Genomic DNA, 24,148 nt, shown 5'->3' with positions numbered 1-24,148 from the left:
GGGCGCCATGGCAGAGCATGAGGCAGAGCTTCTGGCGGCCCTTTCCGTTCTGCCCGATTTTGCCGGGCTTTCGGCAGGCGAGGCGCGCATCACCCGGCTGGGTGGCCTCACCAATCTGGTGCATCGGGTCGAGGTGCGGGGGCAGGCGGTGATCGTCCGCATTCCCGGCAGCGGCACCGAGGCCTATATCGACAGACGGGTCGAAATTGCCAATGCCCGCGCGGCCCATCGCGCGGGCGTGGCGCCCGAGGTGATCTGGGCCGATGCCACAACCGGGGTGATGATCACCCGCGCTCTGCCGGGGATCACGACGATGACCCCCGATCTGTTCCGCAGCCACCCCGGCGCGCCCGCCCGCGCCGGGGTGGCGCTGGGGCACCTGCACCGCTCTGGCCAGATCTTCGATTTCCGCTTCGAACTGTTCACGATGATCGAGGATTATCTGGCGTTGCTGGCCACGAAAACCGTCAGCCTGCCCGAAGGCTATGGCGCCGTGGTGGCCGAGGCGGCGCCGGTCAAGGCCGCGCTGGCCGCCCATCCGGCGCGGCTTGCCCCCTGCCATTGCGACCCGCTGTGCGAAAACTTCCTCGATGACGGCGCGCGGATGTGGATCGTCGATTGGGAATATTCCGGCATGAACGACCCGCTTTGGGATCTGGGCGATCTGGCGGTGGAGGCGGGGATGGATGCGGCGCAGCAGGACGCCTTGTTGCAGGCCTATTTCGGGCGTCCGCCCACACCGGCCGAACAGGGGCGGGTGGTGATCTACAAGGCGATGTGCGATCTGCTCTGGACGCTGTGGGGGCTGATCCAGCATGCCGACGGCAATCCGGCGGATGATTTCCGGGCCTATGCCTTTGCCCGCTTTGCGCGCTGCAAGGCGCTGATGCAAAACGCCGATTTCGCCGCCCATCTGGCGGCGGTGCGCGCCGGTTAAGCGGCCAGCACCGCCAGAAGCGCGTCGCGCAGCGCAGGCGTTGCGGCGGTCACCACCCGCCCATCGGATTGCAGCGTCAGCGGCTGACCCTGCCAGTCGCAGATCACCCCGCCCGCCGCCTCGACCAGCGCGATCAGCGGCAGATAGTCATAGGGCTGCAAGCCGCAATCCACCACCGCGTCGATCTGCCCCGCCGCGACCAGCGCATGGGGGTAGCAGTCATAGGCCATCCGCCGCGTATGGCCGATGCCGCACAGCCGCGCAAAGCGCGCCGGATCGGCGGCATGGATCTTTTCCGCCTCGTTGATATAGACCAGCGCACCGTCAAGGCGGGTGGTCATCCGGCAGCGGATCGCCGCGCCGTTCAGCGTGGCGCCCCCGCCAGTCCTGCCGGCAAAGGTTTCCCCCAGCGCAGGCATCCGCACGATGCCGATTTGCGGCACCCCGGCCAACACGCGGCCCAGCAGCATCCCGAACAGCGGATTGCCGGTGATGAAGGACCGCGTGCCATCAATCGGGTCGATGATCCACAGCGCCTCGGCCTCGCCGTTTTCCACCCCCATCTCCTCGCCGAAGATGCCGTCCTGCGGAAAGGCTGCGCGCAGACGGTCGCGGATGAAGGCCTCGGTCGCGCGGTCGGCGATGGTTACCGGGCTGTCATCCTCTTTCGCTTCGACCGGCAGCGGTGTGCGGAAATGGCCCATCGGCAGGGCGCTGGCGGCTTCGGCAATGGCAATGGCCTGCGCCAGAATGTCGGGGGTCTGCATCAGTGGCTCCTTACGGCGCGATCCGGATTTCCATGCCCCAGTCGGCGGCGGCGGCGGCGATGTCGGCGGGCGGGGCGGCTTCGGTCACCAGCATCCGCACGCGCTGCGGATCGCCCAGCGTGACCGGCGCGATGCGGTTGAACTTGCGGCTGTCGGCGGCGACGATGGTGCGCGTGGCGCGTGTCAGCACCAGCCGCGCCAGCCGCGCTTCGGCCAGATCGAACAGCATGAAGCCGCGCTCGGCGCTCAGCCCGGTGGTGGACAGGATTGCCAGATCGGGGCTGAAATTCTCGACAAAGGCGGTGGCATCCGGCCCGAACGACCCGCCATCCTGCGCCCGCAGTTCGCCCCCGGCGAAATACACCCGGTTGCCGTTGCGCGTGGCCAGCTTGTAGGCCACCACGACCGAATTGGTGACCACGGTCAGCCGCCGGTGATCGCGCAGCGCATCGGCGATGAAGGCGGTGGTGCTGCCCACATCCAGAAACAGCGACGATCCGTCGGCCACCATGCCCGCCACGCATCCGGCGATGCGGCGCTTGGCGTCGGGGCTGTCTTGCAGGCGGGTCTGAAAGTCGCCCTCGTCGCTGTCATCGACCAGCCGCACCCCGCCATGCAGCTTTTCGACCAGCCCGTCTTCGGCGAGCCGCTTGATGTTGCGGCGCACGGTTTCGTCGGTCACCTCAAGCTCGGCCGCCAGCGACTGGATGCGCAAAGACCCGCCCGCCCGGCGCAGCGCCTGCAGGATTTCGCTCTGGCGATGGTTGGTCGAGGCATCCGTTTGGGCCATCTGCCTGCTCCTTGTGCCGCTTTCCTGTGGATTAGGCGAAATGCCGCGGGAAATCAACATTTCAGGCCAAATGCGTGATGGATTTTGTGGAAACTTCGTTGATTCGTGTTGGTTTCTTGTTACCGTTTTTCTGTGACGGACGATTCCGACCCGTCGCGCCCATAACAAGACCAACGGGGAGACTGCCATGACCTTTCTGACCAAGGCTCCTGCGTGTCTGCTCGCCATGCTACTGGCGACGACGGCTCATGCGGAAGTGGAATCGACCGACCCAATCAAACTGACCCTGCACGACTGGACGGGGCAACTTATCACCACCACCATCATGGGGGATGTGCTGAAAAAGGCCGGTTACAACGTCGAATATGTGCAGGCCGATTATCTGGCGCAATTCGCCGGGATGCGCACCGGCGATCTGGATGTGGCGATGGAGCTTTGGGCCACCACCGCGAAAGAGGCGCTGGACGAGGCGGTGGCGACCGGCGATGTCGTCAACATGGGCGAGACCGGCATGAAGGCCATCGAGGAATGGTGGTATCCGTCCTATATGGAGGAAAGCTGCCCCGGCCTGCCGAACTGGGAAGCGCTGAAAGACTGCGCCGAGGCGTTCTCCACCCCCGAAACCGCCCCGAAAGGGCGCTATCTGGGCGGGCCGGTCACCTGGGGCGGCTATGACGAGGAGCGGGTCGAGGCGCTGGGGCTGGATTTCGAGGTGGTTCATGCGGGCACCGATGCGGCGCTGTTCGCGGAACTGGAAGCCGCCTATCAGCGGAAAGACCCGATCATCCTGTGGATCTATTCGCCGCATTGGGCGCCCGCGAAATACGAGGGCAAATTCGTCGAATTCCCGGCCTATTCGAAGGAATGTTACGAAGATCCGGCGGTGGGTCTGAACCCCGACATGGCCTATGATTGCGGCAAGCCCAGCGGCCCGATCTACAAGGCGGCGTGGAAGGGGGTGGATGCCAAATGGCCGGGGGCGGCCAAGGCGATCCGCGCCTTCACGCTGACCAATGAAGACATGGGCGCCATGGTCGGTGCGGTCGATCTGGATGGCAAGACCGTCGAGGATGTGGCCGCCGACTGGGTGGCGAAGAACGAGGCGATCTGGTCCGCCTGGATCAAGTGAGGCGGCCGGGGGCGGCGTGCTGCCCCCTCCTTTCCCCAAGTCAGGATAAGTTCATGGATCGTCCGGTCATGCTCGACTGCCGGGGCGTGTGGAAGCTGTATGGCCCGAATGCCGAAACCTTCCTCGCCCGTCACGGCGCCCCCACGGCGGAAACCCTGCGCGCGGCGCATCTGGTCGGCGCGGTGCGCGCGGCGGATGTGACCATCCGCAAGGGCGAGATTTTCGTCATCATGGGCCTGTCGGGATCGGGCAAATCGACGCTGGTGCGCTGTCTGTCGCGGCTCATCGAACCCTCGGGCGGCGAGGTGCGGTTCGAGGGGCGCGATCTGCTGCAGATGGGCGAGGCGGAGCTGATCGACCTGCGGCGCAAGCGGATGGGCATGGTGTTCCAGCATTTCGCGCTGCTGCCGCATCTGACCGTGCTGCAAAACGCCGCCTTCCCGCTGGAGGTGCAGGGGATCGACCGCAAGACCCGCGAAGACCGCGCCCGCGCGGTGATCGAACTGGTCGGGCTGCAGGGCCGCGAGGGGCATTACCCGCGCCAGCTTTCAGGCGGGCAGCAGCAGCGGGTGGGTATCGCGCGCAGCCTGATCGTCGAACCCGATCTGTGGTTTCTGGATGAACCGTTTTCCGCGCTGGACCCGCTGATCCGGCGCGAGATGCAGGACGAATTGCTGCGCCTTCAGGCGCGGCTGCAAAAGACCATCGTCTTCATCACCCATGATTTTGACGAGGCGATCCGTCTGGCCGACCGTATCGCGGTGATGAAAGACGGGGCCATCGTGCAGACCGCCACGCCGGAAGAGCTGGTGCTGAATCCCGCCGATGCCTATGTGGCCGAATTTACCCAGCATGTGGCGCGGGCCAAGGTGGTGCGGCTGGCCACAATCATGGCGCCTCTGGGCGCTGGCCCCTTTGCGGGCGATCTGCCGGGCCAGGCGCGGGTGGGGGATGTGGCCGATGCGGTAGAGCGCGCCGATCTGCCCCATCGCGTGCTGGACGAGGCCGGGCAGCCCGTGGGGCAGGTGGCGCGGCAGGCGGTGGTCGATGTGCTGATCGGGCGCGAGGTGCCGCGATGACGGCGCTGCACCGGCTGATCCGCGACCCACGGCTGTTCTGGGGCGGGCTGTTCGCGCTGACACTGGCGCTGTCGCTGTTCGCGGGTGATCTGGCCAAGGACATCGGCGCAAAATGGGTGATGAAATTCCCCAAACCGCTGGAACTGCCGCTGGACAAGCTGATTTCCGCCGCGATGAAATGGCTGCTGGAAGAGGCCGCCATCGGGCCGCTGTCCTTTCATGCGGTGACGCGCTTCATCTCGGCGCTGATCGAGGCGCCCTATCTGGCGGTGCGCGGGCTGTTGGTGGATGGGCTGCAACGCGGGCAGGGCAGCTATGCGGTGCAGATCCTGCCGCCGCTGTCGTGGATCGCGGTGACCACGATCTTCTGCCTGCTGGCCTGGCGCAGCGGGCGGCGCGGGCTGGTGGGGCTGGTCGGCGCCTGTTTCCTGTATCTTGCGGTGTTCGGGCGCTGGGAAAGCGCCATGGCGACGCTGGCCTCGGTGCTGATCTCGGTGCCGATGGGGGTGGCGGGAGGCGTGGCGCTGGGGATTCTGGCCTTTCGCCACCCTTGGGCCGAACGCGCGATGCGCCCGGTGTTGGATCTGATGCAGACGGTGCCGGTGTTCGCCTATCTGGTGCCGATCCTGTTCATGTTCGGCTTTGGCCCCACGGCGGCGCTGGTGGCGACCGTGATCTATGCCATGCCGCCGATGGTGCGGCTGACCACGCTGGCGCTGCGCGAAGTGCCCGAAGAGGTGGCCGAGGCCGGGCGCATGGCGGGCTGCACCCGGCGGCAACTGCTGTGGAAATGCCTGATCCCCACGGCGATGCCCATGCTGATGGTGGGGGTCAATCAGGTGATCATGCTGTCGCTGAACATGGTCATCATCGCCTCGATGATCGGCGCGGGGGGGCTTGGCTATGACGTGCTGACCGCTCTGCGCAAGCTCGACATCGGCGGCGGGGTGGAGGCCGGGGTGGCGATCGTCGTCATGGCCATCGCGCTGGACCGGCTGAGCCAGGCCGAGGCGCGGCGGGTGCCCGGCACGGGCCGGGGCGGGCGGTTGGTCTGGATCGGGCTGGCGGTGATCCTTGCCACTTCGGCGCTGGGATATGTGCTGCCCTTTGTGCAGACCTATCCGGCCGGGGCCACGCTGACCACCGGCACGATCTGGGCGCAGGCCATCGAGTGGATCAACATCAATCTTTACGATCATATCGAGGCGGTCAAAGTGGCGATCCTGATCGGGCTGCTGCTGCCGGTGAAGGGGTTCTTCCTTGGCATCCCATGGGCCTGGGGCATCGTGGCGATGGGGCTGATCGGCTGGCGCATGGCGGGCTGGCGGCTGGGGCTGATGGCGCTGCTTATGACCGGCTTCATCGCGCTGACCGGCTTCTGGCCCGAGGCGATGATCACCGTCTATCTGTGTGGCGTGTCGGTGTTTGTCGCCATGCTGATCGGGGTGCCGCTTGGCATCTGGGCCGGGCAATCCGACCGGGCGAATACCGTGCTGTCGGCGCTGATCGACACGCTGCAGACGCTGCCGTCTTTTGTCTATCTGATCCCGGTGGTGATGCTGTTCCGGGTGGGCGATTTTTCGGCGATGATCGCGGTGGTCGCCTATTCCATCGTGCCCGCGATCCGCTATGCCGCCCATGGCATCCGCGAGATTGACCCGCAGATGGTGGAGGCTGGCATCGTTTCGGGCTGCACCCGGCGGCAGATCCTGTGGCGCATCAAGCTGCCGCTGGCGCTGCCCTCGCTGATCGTGGGGATGAACCAGACGGTGATGCTGGCGCTGTCTATGCTGGTGATCACCGCGCTGGTGGGCACGCGCGATCTGGGTCAGCAGGTCTATATGGCGCTGACCAAGGCCAATACCGGGCAGGGGATCGTGGCGGGGCTCTGCGTGGCTTTCATCGCCATCATGGTGGACCGCATCCTGACCGCCGCCGCCCGCGGGATGGAGCGGGGGGAGGCCGGTCATGGGTGACAGACAGCACGCGGCGCTTGCCCGCGCCATGGCCTTGCCCTGCTGGGTCGCGCCGCATGGCGCGCGGCTGCTGGGCGGCGGCAAGACCAACCACAATGTTCTGATCGAGGATGCCGGGCGCCACTTTGTCGTGCGGCTGGGCCATGACATCCCGGAACATGGGGTGATGCGGTTCAACGAGCTGGCGATCAGCCGCGCCGCCCATGCCGCAGGGCTGGCACCTGCCGTGCATTACGCGGCCCCCGGCGTGATGGTGCTGGAGTATCTTGACGCAAGCCCGCTGGAACCCGCCGATGTGCGCGCCCATCTGGCGCCGCTGGCCGCGCTGTTGCGGCAGATGCACGGCGAGGTGCCGCAACACCTGCGCGGGCCGATCCTCACCTTCTGGGTATTCCATGTGATCCGCGATTACGGCCATACGCTGGCCGCCCGCCAGTCGCCGCATCTGCCGCTGCTGCCCGGCCTTCTGGCGCAGGCGGCGGGGTTGGAGGCGATGGTCGGCCCCGTCACCCTGACGCTGGGCCATAACGACCTGCTGCCCGCCAATATCCTGACCGATGGCAGCCGCTTCTGGCTGATCGACTGGGAATATGGCGGCTTCAACAGCCCGCTGTTCGATCTGGGCGGGCTGGCCTCCAATGCCGGGTTTTCGGCCGAGGAGGAGCGTGCCTTGCTGACCCATTATTTCGGCACTCCGCCTGCGCCTGCGCTGTGGCGCAGCTATCAGGCGATGAAATGCGCCTCGCTCTTGCGCGAAACCCTGTGGAGCATGGTGTCGGAACTGACCTCCGCCATCGCCTTCGATTACGCCACCTATACGGCGGACAACCTCGCGGCCTACCGGGCCGCGCATCAAGACCTGCAATCCCTGTGAGGATACCATGACAGACCTTCCCAGCGCCTCGAAAGTCGTGATCGTCGGTGGCGGCATCATCGGCTGCTCGACCGCCTATCACCTTGCCAAACTGGGGGTGGAGGTCACGCTGCTGGAACGCAAGAAGCTGACCTCGGGCACCACCTTCCACGCGGCGGGGCTGGTGGGGCAGTTGCGCAGCAATGCCAATGTCACGCAATTGCTGGGCTATTCGGTGGATCTGTATAAGCGGTTGGAGGCGGAAACCGGGCAGGCCACCGGCTGGAAGATGAACGGCGGGCTGCGGCTGGCCTGCACCCCCGAACGCTGGACCGAGGTGAAGCGGCAAGCCACCACCGCCCATTCCTTCGGGCTGGACATGCAGTTGCTGACCCCGCAAGAGGCGTTCGATCTGTGGCCGATCATGGATATTTCCGATCTGGTCGGCGCCGCGTTTCTGCCGACCGACGGGCAGGCCAACCCGTCGGACATCACGCTCAGCCTTGCCAAGGGCGCACGGATGGCGGGGGCGCAGATCTTCGAGGATGTGAAGGTTCTGTCGGTCGAGATCGAGAATGGGGTCATCAAGGGTGTGATGACCGATCAGGGCCGGATCGGCTGCGAAAAGGTGGTGGTCTGCGCGGGCATGTGGACGCGCCCCTTTGCCGCCGCCCATGGGGTGAATGTGCCGCTGGTGCCGGTGGAGCATCAATATATCATCACCGACCGCATCGCAGGCGTGCCGACCGGCCTGCCCACGCTGCGCGACCCGGACCGGCTGACCTATTACAAGGAAGAGGTCGGCGGGCTGGTGATGGGCGGCTACGAGCCGAACCCCAAGCTCTGGGGCAAGGGCGTGCCGCCGCAGGGCTTTCATTATACCTTGCTGGACAATGACTTCGACCATTTCACCCCGATCATGGAACTGGCCCTGGGCCGGGTGCCCGCGCTGGAAACCGCCGGGATCAAGCAGATGATCAACGGGCCGGAAAGCTTTACCCCCGACGGCATGTTCATCCTGGGCGAGGCGCCGGAACAGCCCGGCTTTTTCGTGGGGGCGGGGTTCAACGCCTTTGGCATCGCCTCGGGCGGGGGGGCGGGCATGGCGCTGGCCGAATGGGTGGCCAAGGGCGAGGCGCCGTTTGACCTGTGGCCCGCCGACATCCGCCGCTTTGGCCGCCCGCATTTCGACAGCGACTGGATCAGGAAGCGCACCTACGAGGCTTATGGCAAGCATTACACCATGGCCTGGCCCTCCGAAGAGCATCAGTCGGGCCGCCCCTGCCGCCGCTCGCCGCTCTATGACCGGCTGAAGGCCGAAGGGGCGGTGTTCGGCGAAAAGCTGGGATGGGAGCGCCCGAACTGGTTCGCCGCGCCGGGCGAGGTGGCGCAGGATATCTACACTTTCGCACGCCCCAACTGGCACGAGGCCGTGGGCCGCGAGCACCGCGCCGCGCGCGAGGCGGCGGTGCTGTTCGACCAGACCTCCTTCGCCAAATTCGCGCTGAAAGGCCCGGATGCCGAAGCGGCGCTGAGCTGGATCTGCGCCAATGACGTGGCCAAACCGCCGGGCAGCCTGACCTATACGCAGATGCTGAACGACCGCGGCGGGATCGAGGCGGATGTGACGGTGGCGCGGTTGCAGCGCGACGCGTTCTACATCGTCACCGGCACGGGCTTTGCCACCCATGATTTCGACTGGATCGCGCGCAACATCCCCGACGGGATGAATGCACAACTGTTTGATGTCACAAGCGGTTTTGGCGTTCTGGCCCTGATGGGGCCACAGGCGCGCGCCATTTTGCAGGCGGTGACCGAGGCCGATCTGTCGAACGAGGCCTTCCCCTTCGGCACGGTGCAGACCATCGGCATCGCCGGATGCCCGGTGCAGGCGCTGCGGGTGACCTATGTCGGCGAACTGGGGTGGGAACTGCATTTCCCGGTGGAATGTGCCGTGGGCATTTACGAGGCGCTGCACGCGGCGGGCGGGCCGCTGGGGCTGCGCAATGCGGGCTACCGCGCGATTGAAACGCTGCGGCTGGAAAAGGGCTATCGCGCCTGGGCGGGCGATATCGGGCCGGACCATACGCCGGAAGAGGCCGGGTTGGGTTGGGCGGTGAAGCTGCGCAAGAACATCCCCTTCAAGGGCCGCGCGGCGATTGCGGCGCAGCGGGCGGGCGGGGTGAAGAAGATGCTGGCCACCTTTACCGCAAGCCCCGATGTGATCCTGTCGGGGCGCGAGACGATCTACCGCGACGGGGTGCGCGTGGGCTGGCTCTCCTCGGGCGGTTATGGGCACACGCTGGGGCTTTCCATCGGGATGGGCTATGTGCGCAACCCCGAAGGGGTGAGCGCGGACTATGTGTTGTCGGGCCGCTATGAGCTTGAAGTTGCAACCGAAAGACTGCCCGCGACGGTGCATCTCGCCCCGCTGTATGACCCCAAAATGGCGCGGATCAAGGGCTGAGAGCGTCCCGTTTGCACAGGTCTTTGCCGATTGCGGCAGATGACGGGCAGGCGGGAAGCGCCTATCTTTCCTGCAACGCCACAGGAGGACGAGATGAGCTGGAACCCCGCACTGGACCCCGACATTCCGATCGGCGATGCCGTCGATGCCATCGACACGGTGATCGTTGCCCGCGCCCGCGATCTGGGCGGATTCGAGGTGCGGCGCGCGCTGCCTTCGGTCCGGCGGCAGATGGTGGGGCCGTTCATCTTTTTCGACCAGATGGGGCCGGCCGAATTCGTGACCGGGCAGGGCATCGACGTGCGTCCGCATCCGCATATCGGGCTGGCGACGGTGACCTATCTGCTGCGCGGCAAGATGCACCACCGCGACAGTCTGGGCACCGACCGCTGGATCGAACCGGGCGAGGTGAACCTGATGACGGCGGGCCACGGCATCACCCATTCCGAGCGCACGGATGGGGAAATTCGCAATCATCCCCATGGGTTGCTGGGTCTGCAAAGCTGGGTCGCCCTGCCGAAATCGGCCGAGGACAGCCCCGCCGCCTTTCACCATTCCGGCAAGGCAGAGCTGCCGATGCTGGAGGGCGAGGGCAAGCAGGTGCGGCTGATCATGGGGCATGGCTGGGGGGCGCGGGCGCCGGTGCCGACGGCGAGCGAGACGATCTATGCCGATGCGATTCTGGCGGCGGGGGCCAGCTTGCCCTTGCCGGATGACCATGAGGATCGCGGGGTCTATGTGCTGTCGGGCGAGGTGTCGGTGGGCGGGCAGAGCTTTGGGCCGGGGCAGATGCTGATCTTCCGTCCGGGCGACCGGATCGCTGTAAAAGCAGGGGATCAGGGGGCGCGGGTGATGGTTCTGGGCGGCGCCACGATGGATGGGCCGCGCTTCATCTGGTGGAATTTCGTGGCCTCCAGCCAGGACCGGATCGATGCCGCGAAGGAGGCCTGGCGCGCCGGAGACTGGGCGCATGGCCGCTTTCGCCTGCCACCGCATGACAATGCAGAATTCATCCCGGCCCCGGAAAAATGATGCCCTGCCAATAATTTGCGAGATTATGAAAAAATCCTCGCAGGGGGCGCTTGACGGCGGTCGCGGGTAACCGTAATACCCTCCCCACATCCGGGCGCTGACCCGGGCGGCAATGCGGTGGTAGCTCAGTTGGTTAGAGTACCGGCCTGTCACGCCGGGGGTCGCGGGTTCGAGCCCCGTCCACCGCGCCACCGCCCAAGCCAGCCCCGGATGTTGTAAAATGCGCGGTGGTAGCTCAGTTGGTTAGAGTACCGGCCTGTCACGCCGGGGGTCGCGGGTTCGAGCCCCGTCCACCGCGCCACTTACAACACGGCAAAACAGCCGGACCTTCGGGTCCGGCTGTTTGCGTTTCCGGGGGCGGAAAAGGGGGGGTGACATGCGTACACCCCCTGTCGGACATCGGTTGGCTTTCGGTGCCGCGATTTGTGTGGTTGACATATTCCTTTATATGAATGTGACTACGGCGTGAAAACCGGAGGTTCCATGCAAAGTCTTGACCACTTGCCCTATCTTGTGATTGCCGCGCTGACGCTGGGCCTCGCGCCCTTCGTGCCGGAGCCGCATATCTGGGAGAAGCTGAAGATGCTGGCGGCGGGGACGCTGGTGCGGCCGATCGACATGTTCGATCTGGCGCTGCATGCGGCGCCCTGGGTGCTGTTGGGGGCGAAGCTGGCGCGGATGGCGGTGAAGGCGGGGTGATGGGGGGCGGGGGGCGCCCCCTCACCCAACCCTCTCCCCCGGGGGGAGAGGGCTTTGGGGCGTGTGCGGGTTGTTGGGGGGTGGCTACCCCCTCCCTGACCCTCCCCCTGTCAGGGGGAGGCGCGGCGCGGGTGGTTTGGGTTGGGCTTTGGGGGGCGCCCCCTCACCCAACCCTCTCCCCCGAGGGGAGAGGGCTTTTTGGCGTGTGCGGGTTGTTGGGGGGTGCGGCTCCCCCCTCCCTGACCCTCCCCCTGTCAGGGGGAGGGGAGGCGCGGGTGGTTTGGGTTGGGCTTTGGGGGGGGCGCCCCCTCACCCAACCCTCTCCCCCGGGGGGAGAGGGCTTTTTGGCGTGTGGGGTGGTGGGCGCGTGATTACAGTTTCAGGCGGTAGCGGACATGGCCGTCATAGGGGGCGTAGCTGTCATAGAGCGCGCGGGCGCGGCTGTTGGATTCGTCGGTGTGCCAGTAGAGCCGGTGCCAGCCCTTGGCCTTGGCCAGCGCCTTGAGGTCATCGAGCAAGGCGCGGCCCAGGCCGTGGCCACGGGCGGTGGGGGCGACGAACAGGTCTTCGAGATAGCAATCGTCGCCCATGACCCAGGTGCTGCAATGGTGGTGATGCAGGGCAAAGCCCTGCATCTGGCCATCGACAAAGGCGAAGCGGCCTTGCAGCGGGGCGGACGCGTCCATCAGCCGCGCCCAGGTGCGGGCGGTGATCTCGGGCGCCAGATCGACCTTGTAGAAGGCGAGGTATTGCGCCCAGAGCGCGCGCCAGGCGGCCTCGTCACCGGGGGCGGCGTCGCGGATTTCGACGGGGCTGGGGGCGGGGCTGGGGCTGGCGGCGCTCATGCCAGTTTCTCCAGCAGGCGGGCCCAGGAGCGGATGCCTTTGTGGAAACATTCGAGATCGTATTTCTCGTTCGGGCTGTGGATCTGATCGTCGTCGCGGCCAAAGCCCAGCAGCATGGCATCCATGCCGAGATGCGTCTTGAAATAGCCTGCAATCGGGATCGAGCCGCCGCAGCCGACATAGGCTGCCGCGCGGCCCCATTCTTCGCCCAGGGCGGCGCGGGCGGCCTCGAACGCCGGGTGGGTGATCTGCATCACCCCGGCGGGGCTGCCGCCGTGCTCGGTGAAGGTGGCCGTGCAATCGGCGGGAAGCTGATCGCGCACCCATTGGCGGAAGCTGGCGCTGATCGCGGCCGGGTCTTGCGTGCCGACAAGGCGGAAGCTGACCTTGGCGCGGGCCTGAGCGGGCAGCACGGTCTTGAACCCATCGCCGGTATAGCCGCCAAGGATGCCGTTCACCTCGGCGGTGGGGCGGGCCCAGATCATTTCCAGCGGCGTGCGGTCCTGCTCGCCCGCAGGCAGCGACAGGCCGACATCGCCCAGGAATTTGGCGTGATCGAAGGCGAGGTTCTGCCATTGCGCGCGAATCGCATCGGGCAATTCGCTGACGCCTTCGTAGAAGCCGGGGATGGTGATGTGGCCGGTGTCGTCGTGCATCCGGGCGAGGATCGAGGCCAGCACATGAATCGGGTTGCGGGCGAGGCCGCCGAACATGCCGGAGTGGAGATCCTTGTTGGCGGCATGGATGGTGATTTCCTCGCCCAGCAGCCCGCGCAGCATGGTGACGATGGCGGGGGCGGTATCCTGAAACAGGCCGGTGTCGCAGATCAGCGCGATGTCGGCGCGCAGTTCGGCGGCGTTTTCCTGCAGGAAGGGGATGAGCGAGGGAGAGCCTGATTCCTCTTCGCCCTCCAGAAAGATCGTCAGGCGGCAGGGCAGGGTGCCGTGCACGGCCTTCCAGGCGCGCAGCGCCTCCAGAAACGTCATCAACTGGCCCTTGTCGTCCGAGGCGCCGCGGGCGCGGATCACCTGGCCTTTCGGCGTGTCCTGAAGCTGCGGATCGAAGGGATCACGGTCCCACAGCGCCAGCGGATCGACGGGCTGCACATCGTAATGACCGTAGAACAACAGGTGCGGGCCACCTGTCCCGCCATGGGCGACGACCATCGGGTGACCGGGCGTGGGGCGTTTGGCGGCATCGAAGCCGAGCGATTGCAGATCGGCCACCAGCCAGTCGGCGGCGCGGTCGCAATCCGCCTTGAAGGCCGGATCGGTGGAGATCGAGGGGATGCGCAGCAGGGCCATCAGCCGGTCCAGCGCCGCGGGCAGGGTGGTGTCGATCTGCGCAAGCACCGCATCAAGCGACATGGGTCTTCTCCTGTTCGTGATTTCGGGCGGAGCGTAGCAGGCTGCTCCCCCCTGTCCAGAGGCGGCGGGAGCGGTTAAAAGGGCGGCGATTGATGAAGGAGTCCATGACCATGCGGAAACTTGCGGCTGTTCTGGGTGGGGTGCTGTGCTGTGCGGCGCCGGTGCTGGCCGAGCCGATGGGGGCAGAGGCGGCCGGGGCCTTGCTGTATCCGGCCAAGGGATCGGCGGTGGAGATGCTGCCGCAAGATGTGCTGAGCGAGACGGATGTGAAGGCGCTGACCATGGTGGGCACCGGGCAGCCCTATTATGGCGCCATCGCGATTTCGCCCTCGGAAGGGTTGATGGTCGAGGCGACGGTGGCGGCGGTGAATCATCACAGCACCGAGGCGGCGGAAGCGGCGGCGCTGAAGGGCTGCGAGGAAAAGCGCAAGGGCGAGGCGGCCTGTGCGGTGGTGGCGCTGATCCGGCCCGAGGGGTGGGAGGCGCGCGACTTGCAGCTTTCCAGCGATGCGACGGCGGCGGTGCAGGGCGATTACACGGCGCCGGGGGCTTTGGCGATTTCGGGGTCCACGGGGATGTTCGGGCTGGCCAAGGGCACCGATGCCGGGGCGGCGGCGGTGGCGGCCTGCGAGGAAAAGGCCAAGGCGGGGGATTGCGTGGTCGCGGTTGCGGACTGATCGGCCAAAGGTGCCGATTGACAGGGGCGGCAAAATGCCTGCTTTGAGATGCAGCATTTGACCAGTATCAAGGCGGCGCCCTATCGCGGGGCGTAACTGAGGCCCAGCACGGCGGATCAAGGCCGGAAGCCAGGGAGATGGAAGATGGATTACGACAAGGCTCTCGATGGCGCGATTTCGCGGCTGCATGAGGAGGGGCGCTATCGCACCTTCATCGACATCGAGCGGCGCAAGGGCCATTTTCCCCATGCGATCTGGCGCAGGCCGGATGGCACGGAGAAAGAGATCACCGTCTGGTGCGGCAATGATTATCTGGGCATGGGGCAGCACCCGGAGGTGCTGGCCGCGATGCACGAGGCGCTGGATGCCACCGGCGCAGGCTCGGGCGGCACGCGCAACATTTCGGGCACCACCGTCTATCACAACCGGCTGGAGGCCGAACTGGCCGATCTGCATGGCAAGGATGCGGCGCTTGTGTTTTCAAGCGCTTATGTTGCCAATGATGCCACGCTGAGCACGCTGCCCAAGCTGTTTCCGGGGCTGATCATCTATTCCGACGCGCTGAACCATGCCTCGATGATCGAAGGCATCCGGCGCAATGGCGGGGCGCGGCGGGTGTTCCGGCACAATGACGTGGCGCATCTGCGCGAGCTGATCGCGGCGGATGATCCGGCGGCGCCGAAGCTGATCGCCTTTGAGTCGATCTATTCGATGGATGGCGATTTCGGACCGATCAAGGACATCTGCGATCTGGCGGAAGAGGTCGGCGCGCTGACCTATCTGGACGAGGTTCACGCGGTGGGCATGTATGGCCCGCGCGGCGCCGGGGTGGCGGAACGCGATGGCCAGATGGCGCGGGTGGACATCATCAACGCCACGCTGGGCAAGGCCTTTGGCGTGTTTGGCGGCTATATCGCGGCCAGCGCGAAGATGATCGACGCGGTGCGGTCCTACGCGCCGGGCTTCATCTTCACCACCTCGCTGCCGCCGGTGGTGGCGGCGGGGGCGGCGGCCTCGGTCCGGGTGCTGAAGACGGCGCAGCATTTGCGCGATGCGCAGCAGTTGCACGCCAAGGTCTTGAAAATGCGTCTGAAAGCGCTGGGGCTGCCGATCATCGACCATGGCAGCCATATCGTGCCGGTGGTGATCGGCGACCCGGTGCATACCAAGATGCTGTCGGACATGCTGCTGGAGCAGTTCGGCGTCTATGTGCAGCCGATCAACTTCCCCACCGTGCCGCGTGGCACCGAGCGGCTGCGCTTTACCCCGTCGCCCGTACATGACCTGCAACAGATTGACGCACTCGTGAAGGCGATGGACACGCTTTGGGGGCATTGTGCGCTGAATCGCGCCGAGGCCAGCGCCTGAATTCCTTCTGCAGGTGCAAATGCTGCTTGCCCTGTGTTAGCGTTGAGGCCAATAGACAGAGCGAGTCGGGGATCAACCCGACTCGGATCTTGGGACAGATACGGGGCAGGGGCGCGCATGATCTGGCGGAGGACGGCACCTTCGACGACAGAGATCGACAAGCCTAAGGGATTTGACGATTTCGAACTGCGTCTCGGCGATATGATGCGCGGAGAGCGGGCGACGCTTGGCAAATCGCTGCTGGATGTGCAGCGGGAGCTGAAAATCAAGGCGACCTATATCGCCGCGATTGAAAACTGCGATGTGTCGGCCTTTGAAACGCAGGGATTTGTGGCGGGATTTGTGCGCTCTTATGCGCGCTATCTGGGCATGGACCCGGATCTGGCCTTCAAGCGGTTCTGTGTCGAGGCGAATTTCGAGGTGGCACATGGCATGTCTGCCGCCGCTGCCCCGGCCGCGATCACCGCTGCCCGCGCCCGCACGGCGAATTTCGAATCGCGTGATCCGCTGGCCAACCCCAATGCCCTGTTCATTCCGCGCAGCCAGAGCTTTCTGAGCCGGATCGAGCCGGGCGCCGTCGGCTCGGTTCTGGTGCTGGTCGCGCTGATCGGTGCGCTGGGATATGGCGGCTGGTCGGTGTTGCAGGAAGTGCAGCGCGTGCAACTGGCCCCGGTGGATCAGGCGCCCGAAGTGGTGGCCGAGATCGACCCGCTGAGCACGCTGGACGCTGTGACCCCGATGGTGCGCAGCACCCCCGGCACGGACCTGGCGCAGGCCGAAGCCGTCGATCCGCTAAACCGCGTCTATCGCCCCGAGGCGCTGGATGTGCCGGTGATGGTGTCGCGCGATGGGCCGATTGCCTCGATCGACCCGAACCAGAGCGGCGTTCTGGCCGGATCGGGCACGGCGCAGGTGGCGGCGAATACGGTCGGCACGGCGGCGGCCCCGGCGGCACAGCAACCGGGCGGCGCGGCGCTGGCCGATCAGGTGCAGGTGGTGGCCGATGCCAAACCGGGCGTCGAAGTGCTGGCGGTGCGCCCGTCCTGGGTGCGGGTGTCGGCGGCGGATGGCACGGTGCTGTTTGAAAAGATCCTCGACGCGGGCGAGCGCTATGCGGTGCCGGTGATGGAACAGGCGGCGCTGCTGCGCTCGGGCAATTCCGGCTCGGTCTATTTCGTGGTCAATGGCACCACCTATGGCCCGGCGGCGCCCGGCCCGCAGGTGGTGAAGAATGTCGATCTGAGCGAAGAGGCGCTGAAGGCGAAATACAGCATCGCCAATCTGTCGGATGACGAGGCGCTGGCGCAGATCGTGAACGTTGCGGAAAATGCGCAGGCGGTTGCGCCGGTTGCCACGCCGAGCGAGTGATCCTGACGCGGGTTTGATGCGAAACGGCCCCGGCGGCATTGCCCCGGGGCCGTTTCGCTTTTATCTATCCCGCCAGATGCAGTGAAAGGCCCCGCCCATGTCGCACAATCCCGTTCGTCCCTGGCGTAACATCGCGCGGCGCAAGTCGCGGCAGATCATGGTGGGCAAGGTGGCCGTGGGGGGCGATGCGCCGATCTCGGTGCAGACGATGACCAACACGATCACCTCGGACGTGGCGGCGACGCTGGAACAGGTGCAGCGCTGTGCGGTGGCGGGGGCCGATATTGTGCGGATCTCCACCCCGGACGAGGACAGCACGCGGGCCTTGCGCGCCATCGTGGCGGAAAGTCCGGTGCCGATCGTGGCGGATATCCATTTCCACTACAAACGCGCCATCGAGGCGGCAGAGGCCGGGGCGGCCTGTCTGCGCATCAACCCCGGCAATATCGGCGACGCCAAGCGCGTGGCCGAGGTGGTGCGGGCGGCCAAGGATCACGGCTGTTCGATCCGCATCGGGGTGAATGCCGGGTCTTTGGAGCGGCATCTGCTGGAGAAATACGCCGAACCCTGCCCCGAGGCGATGGTGGAATCTGGCCTCGATCACATCAAGCTGTTGCAGGACAACGATTTTCACGAGTTCAAGATCTCGGTCAAGGCATCGGACGTGTTTCTGGCGGCGGCGGCCTATCAGCAACTGGCCGAGGTGACGGATGCGCCGATCCATCTGGGAATCACCGAGGCGGGCGGGCTGGTGTCGGGCACGGTGAAATCGGCCATCGGTCTGGGCAATCTGCTGTGGTCGGGGATCGGTGACACGATCCGGGTGAGCCTGTCGGCCGATCCGGTGGAAGAGGTGAAGGTCGGGTTCGAGATCCTGAAATCGCTGGGCTTGCGGCACCGGGGGGTGACGATCATTTCCTGCCCGTCTTGTGCGCGGCAGGGGTTCGACGTGATCAAGACGGTTTCGGCGCTGGAAGAGCGGCTGGCCCATGTGACGACCAGCCTGAGCCTGAGCATCATCGGCTGCGTGGTGAACGGGCCGGGCGAGGCGCTGATGACCGATATCGGCTTTACCGGGGGCGGGGCGGGATCGGGGATGGTGTATCTGGCGGGCAAGCAGGTGCACAAGCTGGGCAATGACAAGATGATCGACCATATCGTGGAACTGGTCGAGGTCCGCGCCGCCGAGATCGAGGCGGCGCAAGCGGCGGAGTGATCAGCGCGGCGCGTCCATGCCGCGCAGGCTGTCGGCCAGATGGTCGATGAAGGCGCGCAGGCGGGCGGTGACGCTATGGGCCGAGGGGTAGACGAAATAAAGCCCGCGCCGCGGGCTTTCCCATTCGGGCAGCACGCGGACCAATATGCCCTGTTCCAGTGAGGGTTTGGCCAGCAGCCAGGGCAGCAGCGCCACGCCTGCCCCCGCAATCGCCGCATCGCGGGCTGCAAGAAACGAGCCGAGGGCCAGGCCGGGGCGTTGGATCACCGGCACGGTTTCGTTGCCTTTGACGAGTTGCCAGGGGCCAAGCCAGCCGGCTGACTGGGTGATCAGCGGCACATGGGCCAGATCGTCGGGATGGCTGATGCTGGCGAGGCCGGGCAGATCGGGGGCTGCGGTCAGCACGGCATGGCCGTGCATCAGCAACCGCGCCACCTGACCGGAATCCTCCAGCGGGCCGAAGCGCATCGCACCGTCAAAACCTTCTTCCAGCAGATCGGGGGCGCGGTCGAGAAAATGCACCTCCAGCGCCACATCGGGGAAGCGGGCGCGGAATTCGGCGGCGATGCGCCCGATCAGCACATTGCCGGTGACCGAGGGCACGGCGATGCGCAGATGGCCCTTGGGCATCCCGCCCTGTTCGCCCAGCACGCGCCGGATGTCTTCGGCCTCGCCCAGCAGGCGTTCGGCGCGGGCGGCCAGCACCTCGCCTTCCTGGGTGACGCGGATCTGGCGGGTGGTGCGTTCGACCAGCCGCACGCCGAGAAACGATTCCAGATCGGCGATGCGTTTGGAGAGGGTGGATTTGGGCACGCGCAGGGCGGCGGCGGCGGCGGTGAACGAGCCTTCGCGCACCACGGCACGGAAGGCGCGCAGCGCCGAGAGATCGAGATCACTTTCCATGAATGTGAACAAAGCTTCCCATGTTGGCTTTCTTGTCCACATAGTTGGATTGATGCATCTAGAGGTCAAGATAATCTGACTGAAAGAGTGAACTTATGACCGACGTGCCCCAGCCGGGCCGGCGGCTGACCGTTTCGGTATTGCTGCTTGCCTCGATGACCATCATGGCGAATGCGACGATTGCGCCATCGCTGCCCGGATTGAAGGCGCATTTCGCCGATGTGCCGGGGATCGACACGCTGGCGGGGCTGATCGTCACGCTGCCCTCGCTGTCGATCATGCTGAGCGCCAGTCTGGTCGGCGCGCTGGCGGACCGGGTGAACCGGCAGATGCTGCTGGCGCTGGCGGCGCTGGCCTATGCGGTGGGCGGCACGGCGGGGCTTTGGGCGGACACGCTGCCGCAACTGCTGGCCGGGCGGGTGGTGCTGGGGCTGGGGGTCGCGGGCACGATGACGCTGTCGATGGCCTGGGCCGCTGATCTGTGGCAGGGTGAGGCGCGGGCGCGCTATATGGGCTTGCAGGGGGCGGCGATGTCGGGCGGTGGCATCGTGGTGATGCTGCTGGGGGGCGCGCTGGCGACGCTGCACTGGCGCGGCGCTTTTGCGGTTTATGCGCTGGTGCTGCCGATTGCGCTGCTGGCGCTGAGCGCCTTGGCCCCCCATGCCCGCGCCCATGCCGCCAGCCGCGATGCGCGGCGCGCGCAGCAGGCCGCCGCCCCGCGCGAGGCGTTTCCGTGGCGGGCTTTTGCGGTGGTGGCGCCGCTGGCCTTTCTGTTCATGGTCACCTTCTATGTGATGCCGACCCGGCTGCCGTTCCTGCTGGCGGAGCTGGGGATGACCAATACGCTGGTGACCGGCGCGATCATGGCGTCGATGACGCTGGCCTCGATGCCCGGGGCGCTGCTGTATGGGCAGGTGCGGCGGTTCCTGTCGCCAATGGGGATCTTTGCGGCGTCCTATCTGTTGATGGGGCTGGGGCTGCTGATCATTTCGCAGGCGCAATCGGCGGGGTTGATCGTGCTGGGGTCTTTGGTGGCCGGGGTGGGGATGGGGCCGTCGATGCCCAATTACACCACCTATTTCATGGGGTTTGTGCCCGCGTCGCAGCGGGGCCGGGCTTCGGGTCTGCTGACCACGGCGTTCTTTGCCGGGCAGTTCGCCTCGCCGCTGGTGTCGGCGCCGCTGGTGGCCGCCTTCGGGCTGCGCGGCGCGTTCGAGATGATGGGCTTCGGGCTGCTGGCGCTTGGCGCGTTTCTGATCGTGCTGCGGCAGGTGCGCGGCGCGGCCCCGGTGGCGGAGCCGCGCTGAGGCCGCTTAGCCGTCGCGGCGCTGGCCTTCGACGATCTGGCGCATCGCATCCAGCGGGACATAGCCGCGCACCATCGTCTGGTCGATCACGAAGCTGGGCGTGCCGTTGATCTGCATCGTGGTGCCAAGCGCGTGGTTGGCGGCGATGATCGCCTGCACCTCGGGCGCGGACATCTTGGCAAGGATCGCGTCGGCATCAAGGCCAAGGTCTTTGGCCAGCGCGCCCAGCGTGTCCGGCGTGGCATCGCCGCGCAGGGTGATGAGCGCGTCATGGGCGCGTTTATAGGCCTCGTCGCCCGCGACCATGCGGGTGGCGATGGCGAATTGCGAGGACAGGGTGGATTGTTCGCCGAGAATCGGGAACTCCTTGACGACAAAGCGGATATTGCCGTCTGATTTCACCAGCTCCTCGACCTCTTCATAGGATTTGCGGCAATAGCCGCAGCGGTAATCGAGGAATTCGACGACGGTGATGTCGCCCTCGGGGTTGCCGCCGACCCAGCTTGCCGGATCGTTGAAGATGGTGTCGTGATTGGTGGCGAGCATGTCGAGATCGGCCTGCGCGGCGTTTTCCTGCTGGCGTTGTTCCAGCACGCCGATCGCCTCCATCAGCACTTCGGGGTTTTCCATCAGATAGCTGCGGATTTCGGTGCGGAAGGCGGCGCGTTCGGCCTCGGTCATCGCGGCGGGGTCGAAGGCCAGCGCCGGGGTGGCGAAGGGCAGGGTGAGAAGGGCGGTCGTCAGCAGGGTCTTGCGCATCAAAGTCTCCGTCAGGGGGGCGGGCGCGCAAGAGCGGGGCCCCGCCTTGACGCGCGCGCCCCGCCGGGCCAGTGTCGCGCCGACTTTAAGGGGGCTGTGATGCAGGTTTCAAGACGCGGAATTGTCGATCCCTTCATCGTGATGGATGTGATGGAGGCGGCCCGGGCGGCCGAGGCGGCAGGGCGGCACATCATCCATATGGAGGTGGGCCAGCCCAGCACCCCGGCGCCAGCGGGCGCGCGGGTGGCGCTGGCGGCGGCGATGGATGGCAATGCGCTGGGATATACGGTGGCGCTGGGGCTGCCGGAACTGCGCGCCGGGATCGCGGCACTGTACAAGCGCTGGTATGGCGTCGATCTGAACCCCGAGCGGGTGGTGGTGACGGCGGGGTCTTCGGCGGCGTTTCTGCTGGCCTTCACCGCGCTGTTCGATGCGGGCGACCGGGTGGCGCTGGGGGAGCCGGGCTATCCGAGCTATCGGCAGATCCTGCGCGCCCTGTCGCTGGAGCCGGTGGGGATACCGGCCTCCGAGGCGAACCGGCTGCAGCCGGTGCCCGCCGATCTGGAGGGGGTGGCGATGCGCGGGCTGATCGTGGCCAGCCCGGGCAACCCGTCGGGCACCATGCTGTCGCGCGAGGCGTTGGCCGATCTGATCGGGTTTTGCGATCAGCGGGGCGTGAGCTTCGTGTCGGACGAGATCTATCACGGGCTGCATTACGGTGACCGGGCGGTGAGTGCGCTGGAGATCAGTGACGATGTCTATGTGATCAACAGTTTCTCCAAGTATTTCAGCATGACGGGGTGGCGGATCGGCTGGATGGTGGTGCCGGAGGATCATGTGCGCATTGTCGAGCGGCTGGCGCAGAACATGTTCATCTGCCCGCCCCATGCCAGCCAGATCGCGGCGCTGGCGGCGCTGGATTGCATCGACGAGCTGGAGGCGAACCGGGCGGTTTACGCCGAAAACCGGCGGCTGATGCTGGAGGGTTTGCCGAAAGCCGGGTTCACCCGGTTGGCGCCACCGGACGGGGCGTTCTACATCTATGCCGATGTGTCGGATCTGACCGAGGATTCGCTGGGCTTTGCGGCGGAGATTCTGGAGGGCGCCGGGGTGGCGGTGACGCCGGGGCTGGATTTCGATCCGGTGCGCGGGGCGCGCAGGTTGCGGTTTTCCTATGCACGGTCCACGGCGGATATCGTGGAAGGGCTGCGGCGGTTGCAGGTCTTCATGGCGGGCCGCGCGCAGGCGTGATTGGATGTGCGCCTTCGGCGAGAGTATTTGTGCCAGGGTGAAATGGGGGGCGTGATGCGGGTTGTGGGTCTGGCGCTGGTGATGATCTGGGCGGCTTTTGGCGCGGTGGCGCAGGAGCTTTCGGCGCTGGCGCGGTTGCAGCCGGAGGTGTCGCGCATCGCGGTGGAGGACGGCGGGCTGAGCCTGCGGCTGGGGCTGACGCAGCCGGTGCCGTGGCGGGTGCGGCTGCTGGATCAGCCGCCCCGGCTGGTGATGGATTTCCGCGAGGTGGATTGGGCGGGGCTGGATGCGGTGCCGCGTCAGGGCAATGTGGAACTGCGCGCGGGCGTGTTCCGCCCCGGCTGGTCGCGGCTGGTGGCGGTGTTGCCGGGGCCGATGGTGGTGGCCCGCGCGGGCATGGTGACCGAGGGCGCTGCGGCGGTGGAGGTGACGCTGCGCCCCGCCACGGCGGCGGAGTTTGCCGAGAAGGCGGCGGCGCCGGAGCCTGCGGGCTGGGCCTTGCCGGCGGCGGCGGATGTGCCCAAGCCGGTGAAACAGGGCGAGGGGCCGCTGGTGGTGGTGCTGGACCCGGGCCATGGCGGGATTGATCCGGGCGCCGAGCGCGAGGGTGGCAACGAGGCCGATCTGGTGTTGGGCTTTGCGCGCGAGTTGAAGGAAGAACTGCTGCGCGATGGCGGTTTTGTGGTGGTGCTGACGCGCGAGGAGGATGTGTTCGTGCCGCTGGAAACCCGCATCTCGATTGCGCGGGCGGCGGGGGCGCAGGTGTTTCTGTCGCTGCACGCCGATGCGCTGGCCGAGGGCGAGGCGGTGGGCGCCACGCTGTACACCCTGTCGGACGCGGCGTCTGACGTGGCGGCGGAAACGCTGGCCGAACGGCATGACCGGGCCGATCTGCTGGCGGGGGTCGATCTGACCGAACAGGATGATACCGTGGCCAAGGTGTTGATGGACATGGCGCGCACCGAAACCGCGCCGCGCGTGGCGCGGCTGGCGACCGCGCTGGAGGCGGCGATCAAGGCGGCCAAGCTGAAGATGCACCGCCACCCGCATCAGGAGGCCGGGTTTTCGGTGCTGAAATCGCCTGATATCCCCTCGGTCCTGATCGAGTTGGGGTTCATGTCGTCGGAACGCGATCTGGCGCGGCTGCGCGACCCGGAGTGGCGGGCGAAAATGGCCGGGGCGATCCGCGACGGGATCAAGGTCTGGGCGGCGGAAGATGCGGCGGTGCAGGGGGCGGCGCATAACTGACGGTCACGCTTGCGCGAACGGGGCGGGAAAGCGCCGGTTCGGGGGCTGCGGGGTTTTGACCTTGCGCCCCTTTGCGCCTATATGGGGGCACGGCTGAGCGGGGGTGATTG

The 24,148-nt window shown here is 66.5% G+C and carries 21 protein-coding genes and 2 tRNA genes; 17 read left to right on the top strand and 6 right to left on the bottom strand.

All coding sequences use genetic code 11. The features are described from left to right. Positions 1-7: 7 nt before the first annotated feature. Positions 8-937, top strand: a complete 930-nt coding sequence (locus tag BMX43_RS04815) for a choline/ethanolamine kinase family protein (RefSeq protein ID WP_091297808.1) — start codon at positions 8-10, stop codon at positions 935-937. Here BMX43_RS04815 and BMX43_RS04810 read toward each other — a convergent pair. Next, positions 934-1,704 carry an inositol monophosphatase family protein gene (locus BMX43_RS04810; protein WP_091297805.1) on the bottom strand — a complete coding sequence of 257 codons (771 nt, stop codon included), beginning with the start codon at positions 1,702-1,704 and terminating at the stop codon, positions 934-936. The two genes, BMX43_RS04815 and BMX43_RS04810, sit on opposite strands and share 4 nt — an antisense overlap. 10 nt (positions 1,705-1,714) lie before the next feature. Next, complete coding sequence (locus BMX43_RS04805; protein WP_091297802.1) at positions 1,715-2,494, bottom strand: DeoR/GlpR family DNA-binding transcription regulator; 780 nt, start codon at positions 2,492-2,494, stop codon at positions 1,715-1,717. Positions 2,495-2,681: 187 nt separating this feature from the next. On the opposite strand from BMX43_RS04805, the gene BMX43_RS04800 reads away from it, so the two are divergent. From BMX43_RS04800 to BMX43_RS04760, 9 genes are all read left to right on the top strand, one after another. Then, positions 2,682-3,623, top strand: coding sequence for an ABC transporter substrate-binding protein (locus BMX43_RS04800; RefSeq protein ID WP_091297799.1), 942 nt, complete (start codon positions 2,682-2,684; stop codon positions 3,621-3,623). Positions 3,624-3,676: 53 nt separating this feature from the next. Continuing rightward, positions 3,677-4,702 (top strand): quaternary amine ABC transporter ATP-binding protein, encoded by a 1,026-nt coding sequence (locus tag BMX43_RS04795; protein ID WP_091297794.1) that lies wholly within the window; start codon positions 3,677-3,679, stop codon positions 4,700-4,702. Beyond that, a complete protein-coding gene (locus tag BMX43_RS04790) occupies positions 4,699-6,678 on the top strand; it encodes an ABC transporter permease (protein WP_091297792.1) in 1,980 nt (659 codons plus the stop codon). Before BMX43_RS04795 ends, BMX43_RS04790 begins: the two co-directional genes overlap by 4 nt. Further along, positions 6,671-7,552: a choline kinase family protein gene (locus tag BMX43_RS04785; protein WP_091297791.1), complete on the top strand. Its 882-nt coding sequence runs from the start codon at positions 6,671-6,673 to the stop codon at positions 7,550-7,552. The genes BMX43_RS04790 and BMX43_RS04785 overlap by 8 nt, the downstream gene beginning before the upstream one ends. Before the next feature lie 7 nt (positions 7,553-7,559). Next, positions 7,560-9,998: a GcvT family protein gene (locus tag BMX43_RS04780; RefSeq protein ID WP_091297788.1), complete on the top strand. Its 2,439-nt coding sequence runs from the start codon at positions 7,560-7,562 to the stop codon at positions 9,996-9,998. 93 nt (positions 9,999-10,091) lie between these two features. Further along, positions 10,092-11,030 carry a pirin family protein gene (locus tag BMX43_RS04775; protein ID WP_091297785.1) on the top strand — a complete coding sequence of 313 codons (939 nt, stop codon included), beginning with the start codon at positions 10,092-10,094 and terminating at the stop codon, positions 11,028-11,030. A gap of 114 nt (positions 11,031-11,144) precedes the next feature. Then, positions 11,145-11,221 (top strand) — tRNA-Asp (locus BMX43_RS04770). Positions 11,222-11,254: 33 nt separating this feature from the next. Continuing rightward, positions 11,255-11,331: transfer RNA gene (locus BMX43_RS04765), tRNA-Asp, on the top strand. Positions 11,332-11,513: 182 nt separating this feature from the next. Beyond that, positions 11,514-11,729, top strand: coding sequence for an RND transporter (locus tag BMX43_RS04760; protein WP_091297782.1), 216 nt, complete (start codon positions 11,514-11,516; stop codon positions 11,727-11,729). 371 nt (positions 11,730-12,100) lie between these two features. On the opposite strand, the gene BMX43_RS04755 is transcribed toward BMX43_RS04760, so the two are convergent. Continuing rightward, positions 12,101-12,574 (bottom strand): GNAT family N-acetyltransferase, encoded by a 474-nt coding sequence (locus BMX43_RS04755; protein WP_091297779.1) that lies wholly within the window; start codon positions 12,572-12,574, stop codon positions 12,101-12,103. Continuing rightward, positions 12,571-13,941 carry a M20/M25/M40 family metallo-hydrolase gene (locus tag BMX43_RS04750; RefSeq protein ID WP_091297776.1) on the bottom strand — a complete coding sequence of 457 codons (1,371 nt, stop codon included), beginning with the start codon at positions 13,939-13,941 and terminating at the stop codon, positions 12,571-12,573. The genes BMX43_RS04755 and BMX43_RS04750 overlap by 4 nt, the downstream gene beginning before the upstream one ends. A gap of 104 nt (positions 13,942-14,045) precedes the next feature. On the opposite strand from BMX43_RS04750, the gene BMX43_RS04745 reads away from it, so the two are divergent. The 4 genes from BMX43_RS04745 (at position 14,046) to ispG (ending at position 18,570) form a co-directional block, all read left to right on the top strand. Then, positions 14,046-14,618 (top strand): DUF4189 domain-containing protein, encoded by a 573-nt coding sequence (locus BMX43_RS04745; protein ID WP_245749374.1) that lies wholly within the window; start codon positions 14,046-14,048, stop codon positions 14,616-14,618. A 144-nt stretch (positions 14,619-14,762) separates the two neighbouring features. After that, positions 14,763-15,986 (top strand): 5-aminolevulinate synthase, encoded by a 1,224-nt coding sequence (hemA, locus tag BMX43_RS04740; RefSeq protein WP_091297773.1) that lies wholly within the window; start codon positions 14,763-14,765, stop codon positions 15,984-15,986. A 117-nt stretch (positions 15,987-16,103) separates the two neighbouring features. Next, a complete protein-coding gene (locus BMX43_RS04735) occupies positions 16,104-17,354 on the top strand; it encodes a helix-turn-helix domain-containing protein (protein ID WP_091297772.1) in 1,251 nt (416 codons plus the stop codon). A 97-nt stretch (positions 17,355-17,451) separates the two neighbouring features. Next, positions 17,452-18,570, top strand: a complete 1,119-nt coding sequence (ispG, locus tag BMX43_RS04730; protein ID WP_091297769.1) for a flavodoxin-dependent (E)-4-hydroxy-3-methylbut-2-enyl-diphosphate synthase — start codon at positions 17,452-17,454, stop codon at positions 18,568-18,570. On the opposite strand, the gene BMX43_RS04725 is transcribed toward ispG, so the two are convergent. Continuing rightward, entirely contained in the window at positions 18,571-19,473 is a 903-nt protein-coding gene (locus tag BMX43_RS04725) for a LysR family transcriptional regulator (protein WP_175482023.1), read from the bottom strand. Between the two features lie 95 nt (positions 19,474-19,568). Here BMX43_RS04725 and BMX43_RS04720 point away from each other — a divergent pair, with 95 nt between their 5' ends. Next, a complete protein-coding gene (locus tag BMX43_RS04720; protein ID WP_091297763.1) occupies positions 19,569-20,780 on the top strand; it encodes an MFS transporter in 1,212 nt (403 codons plus the stop codon). A 6-nt stretch (positions 20,781-20,786) separates the two neighbouring features. Here the strand turns inward: BMX43_RS04720 and BMX43_RS04715 are convergent, their stop codons facing one another. Continuing rightward, positions 20,787-21,539, bottom strand: a complete 753-nt coding sequence (locus tag BMX43_RS04715) for a DsbA family protein (RefSeq protein WP_091297760.1) — start codon at positions 21,537-21,539, stop codon at positions 20,787-20,789. 99 nt (positions 21,540-21,638) lie between these two features. Here BMX43_RS04715 and BMX43_RS04710 point away from each other — a divergent pair, with 99 nt between their 5' ends. Both BMX43_RS04710 and BMX43_RS04705 read left to right on the top strand, forming a co-directional pair. After that, complete coding sequence (locus tag BMX43_RS04710) at positions 21,639-22,790, top strand: pyridoxal phosphate-dependent aminotransferase (protein ID WP_091297757.1); 1,152 nt, start codon at positions 21,639-21,641, stop codon at positions 22,788-22,790. 54 nt (positions 22,791-22,844) lie between these two features. Next, the gene (locus BMX43_RS04705; RefSeq protein WP_245749373.1) at positions 22,845-24,038 is read left to right on the top strand and encodes an N-acetylmuramoyl-L-alanine amidase family protein; all 1,194 of its coding nucleotides are present in this window, start codon (positions 22,845-22,847) and stop codon (positions 24,036-24,038) included. Positions 24,039-24,148: the final 110 nt, after the last annotated feature.

Origin of the sequence: Gemmobacter aquatilis (assembly GCF_900110025.1) — a bacterium.
In the GTDB taxonomy this organism is placed as follows: domain Bacteria; phylum Pseudomonadota; class Alphaproteobacteria; order Rhodobacterales; family Rhodobacteraceae; genus Gemmobacter; species Gemmobacter aquatilis.
The sequence above is the reverse complement of the archived record's forward strand: the minus strand, read 5'-3'. Positions and strand labels throughout refer to the sequence as shown.

What these genes read in the sequence shown, in the direction of transcription:
- BMX43_RS04815 (WP_091297808.1), top strand. Translation starts at nt 8, where the DNA reads ATGGCAGAGCATGAGGCAGAGCTTCTGGCGGCCCTTTCCGTTCTGCCC.
- BMX43_RS04810 (WP_091297805.1), bottom strand. Translation starts at nt 1,704, where the DNA reads ATGCAGACCCCCGACATTCTGGCGCAGGCCATTGCCATTGCCGAAGCC.
- BMX43_RS04805 (WP_091297802.1), bottom strand. Translation starts at nt 2,494, where the DNA reads ATGGCCCAAACGGATGCCTCGACCAACCATCGCCAGAGCGAAATCCTG.
- BMX43_RS04800 (WP_091297799.1), top strand. Translation starts at nt 2,682, where the DNA reads ATGACCTTTCTGACCAAGGCTCCTGCGTGTCTGCTCGCCATGCTACTG.
- BMX43_RS04795 (WP_091297794.1), top strand. Translation starts at nt 3,677, where the DNA reads ATGGATCGTCCGGTCATGCTCGACTGCCGGGGCGTGTGGAAGCTGTAT.
- BMX43_RS04790 (WP_091297792.1), top strand. Translation starts at nt 4,699, where the DNA reads ATGACGGCGCTGCACCGGCTGATCCGCGACCCACGGCTGTTCTGGGGC.
- BMX43_RS04785 (WP_091297791.1), top strand. Translation starts at nt 6,671, where the DNA reads ATGGGTGACAGACAGCACGCGGCGCTTGCCCGCGCCATGGCCTTGCCC.
- BMX43_RS04780 (WP_091297788.1), top strand. Translation starts at nt 7,560, where the DNA reads ATGACAGACCTTCCCAGCGCCTCGAAAGTCGTGATCGTCGGTGGCGGC.
- BMX43_RS04775 (WP_091297785.1), top strand. Translation starts at nt 10,092, where the DNA reads ATGAGCTGGAACCCCGCACTGGACCCCGACATTCCGATCGGCGATGCC.
- BMX43_RS04760 (WP_091297782.1), top strand. Translation starts at nt 11,514, where the DNA reads ATGCAAAGTCTTGACCACTTGCCCTATCTTGTGATTGCCGCGCTGACG.
- BMX43_RS04755 (WP_091297779.1), bottom strand. Translation starts at nt 12,574, where the DNA reads ATGAGCGCCGCCAGCCCCAGCCCCGCCCCCAGCCCCGTCGAAATCCGC.
- BMX43_RS04750 (WP_091297776.1), bottom strand. Translation starts at nt 13,941, where the DNA reads ATGTCGCTTGATGCGGTGCTTGCGCAGATCGACACCACCCTGCCCGCG.
- BMX43_RS04745 (WP_245749374.1), top strand. Translation starts at nt 14,046, where the DNA reads ATGACCATGCGGAAACTTGCGGCTGTTCTGGGTGGGGTGCTGTGCTGT.
- hemA (WP_091297773.1), top strand. Translation starts at nt 14,763, where the DNA reads ATGGATTACGACAAGGCTCTCGATGGCGCGATTTCGCGGCTGCATGAG.
- BMX43_RS04735 (WP_091297772.1), top strand. Translation starts at nt 16,104, where the DNA reads ATGATCTGGCGGAGGACGGCACCTTCGACGACAGAGATCGACAAGCCT.
- ispG (WP_091297769.1), top strand. Translation starts at nt 17,452, where the DNA reads ATGTCGCACAATCCCGTTCGTCCCTGGCGTAACATCGCGCGGCGCAAG.
- BMX43_RS04725 (WP_175482023.1), bottom strand. Translation starts at nt 19,473, where the DNA reads ATGGAAAGTGATCTCGATCTCTCGGCGCTGCGCGCCTTCCGTGCCGTG.
- BMX43_RS04720 (WP_091297763.1), top strand. Translation starts at nt 19,569, where the DNA reads ATGACCGACGTGCCCCAGCCGGGCCGGCGGCTGACCGTTTCGGTATTG.
- BMX43_RS04715 (WP_091297760.1), bottom strand. Translation starts at nt 21,539, where the DNA reads ATGCGCAAGACCCTGCTGACGACCGCCCTTCTCACCCTGCCCTTCGCC.
- BMX43_RS04710 (WP_091297757.1), top strand. Translation starts at nt 21,639, where the DNA reads ATGCAGGTTTCAAGACGCGGAATTGTCGATCCCTTCATCGTGATGGAT.
- BMX43_RS04705 (WP_245749373.1), top strand. Translation starts at nt 22,845, where the DNA reads ATGCGGGTTGTGGGTCTGGCGCTGGTGATGATCTGGGCGGCTTTTGGC.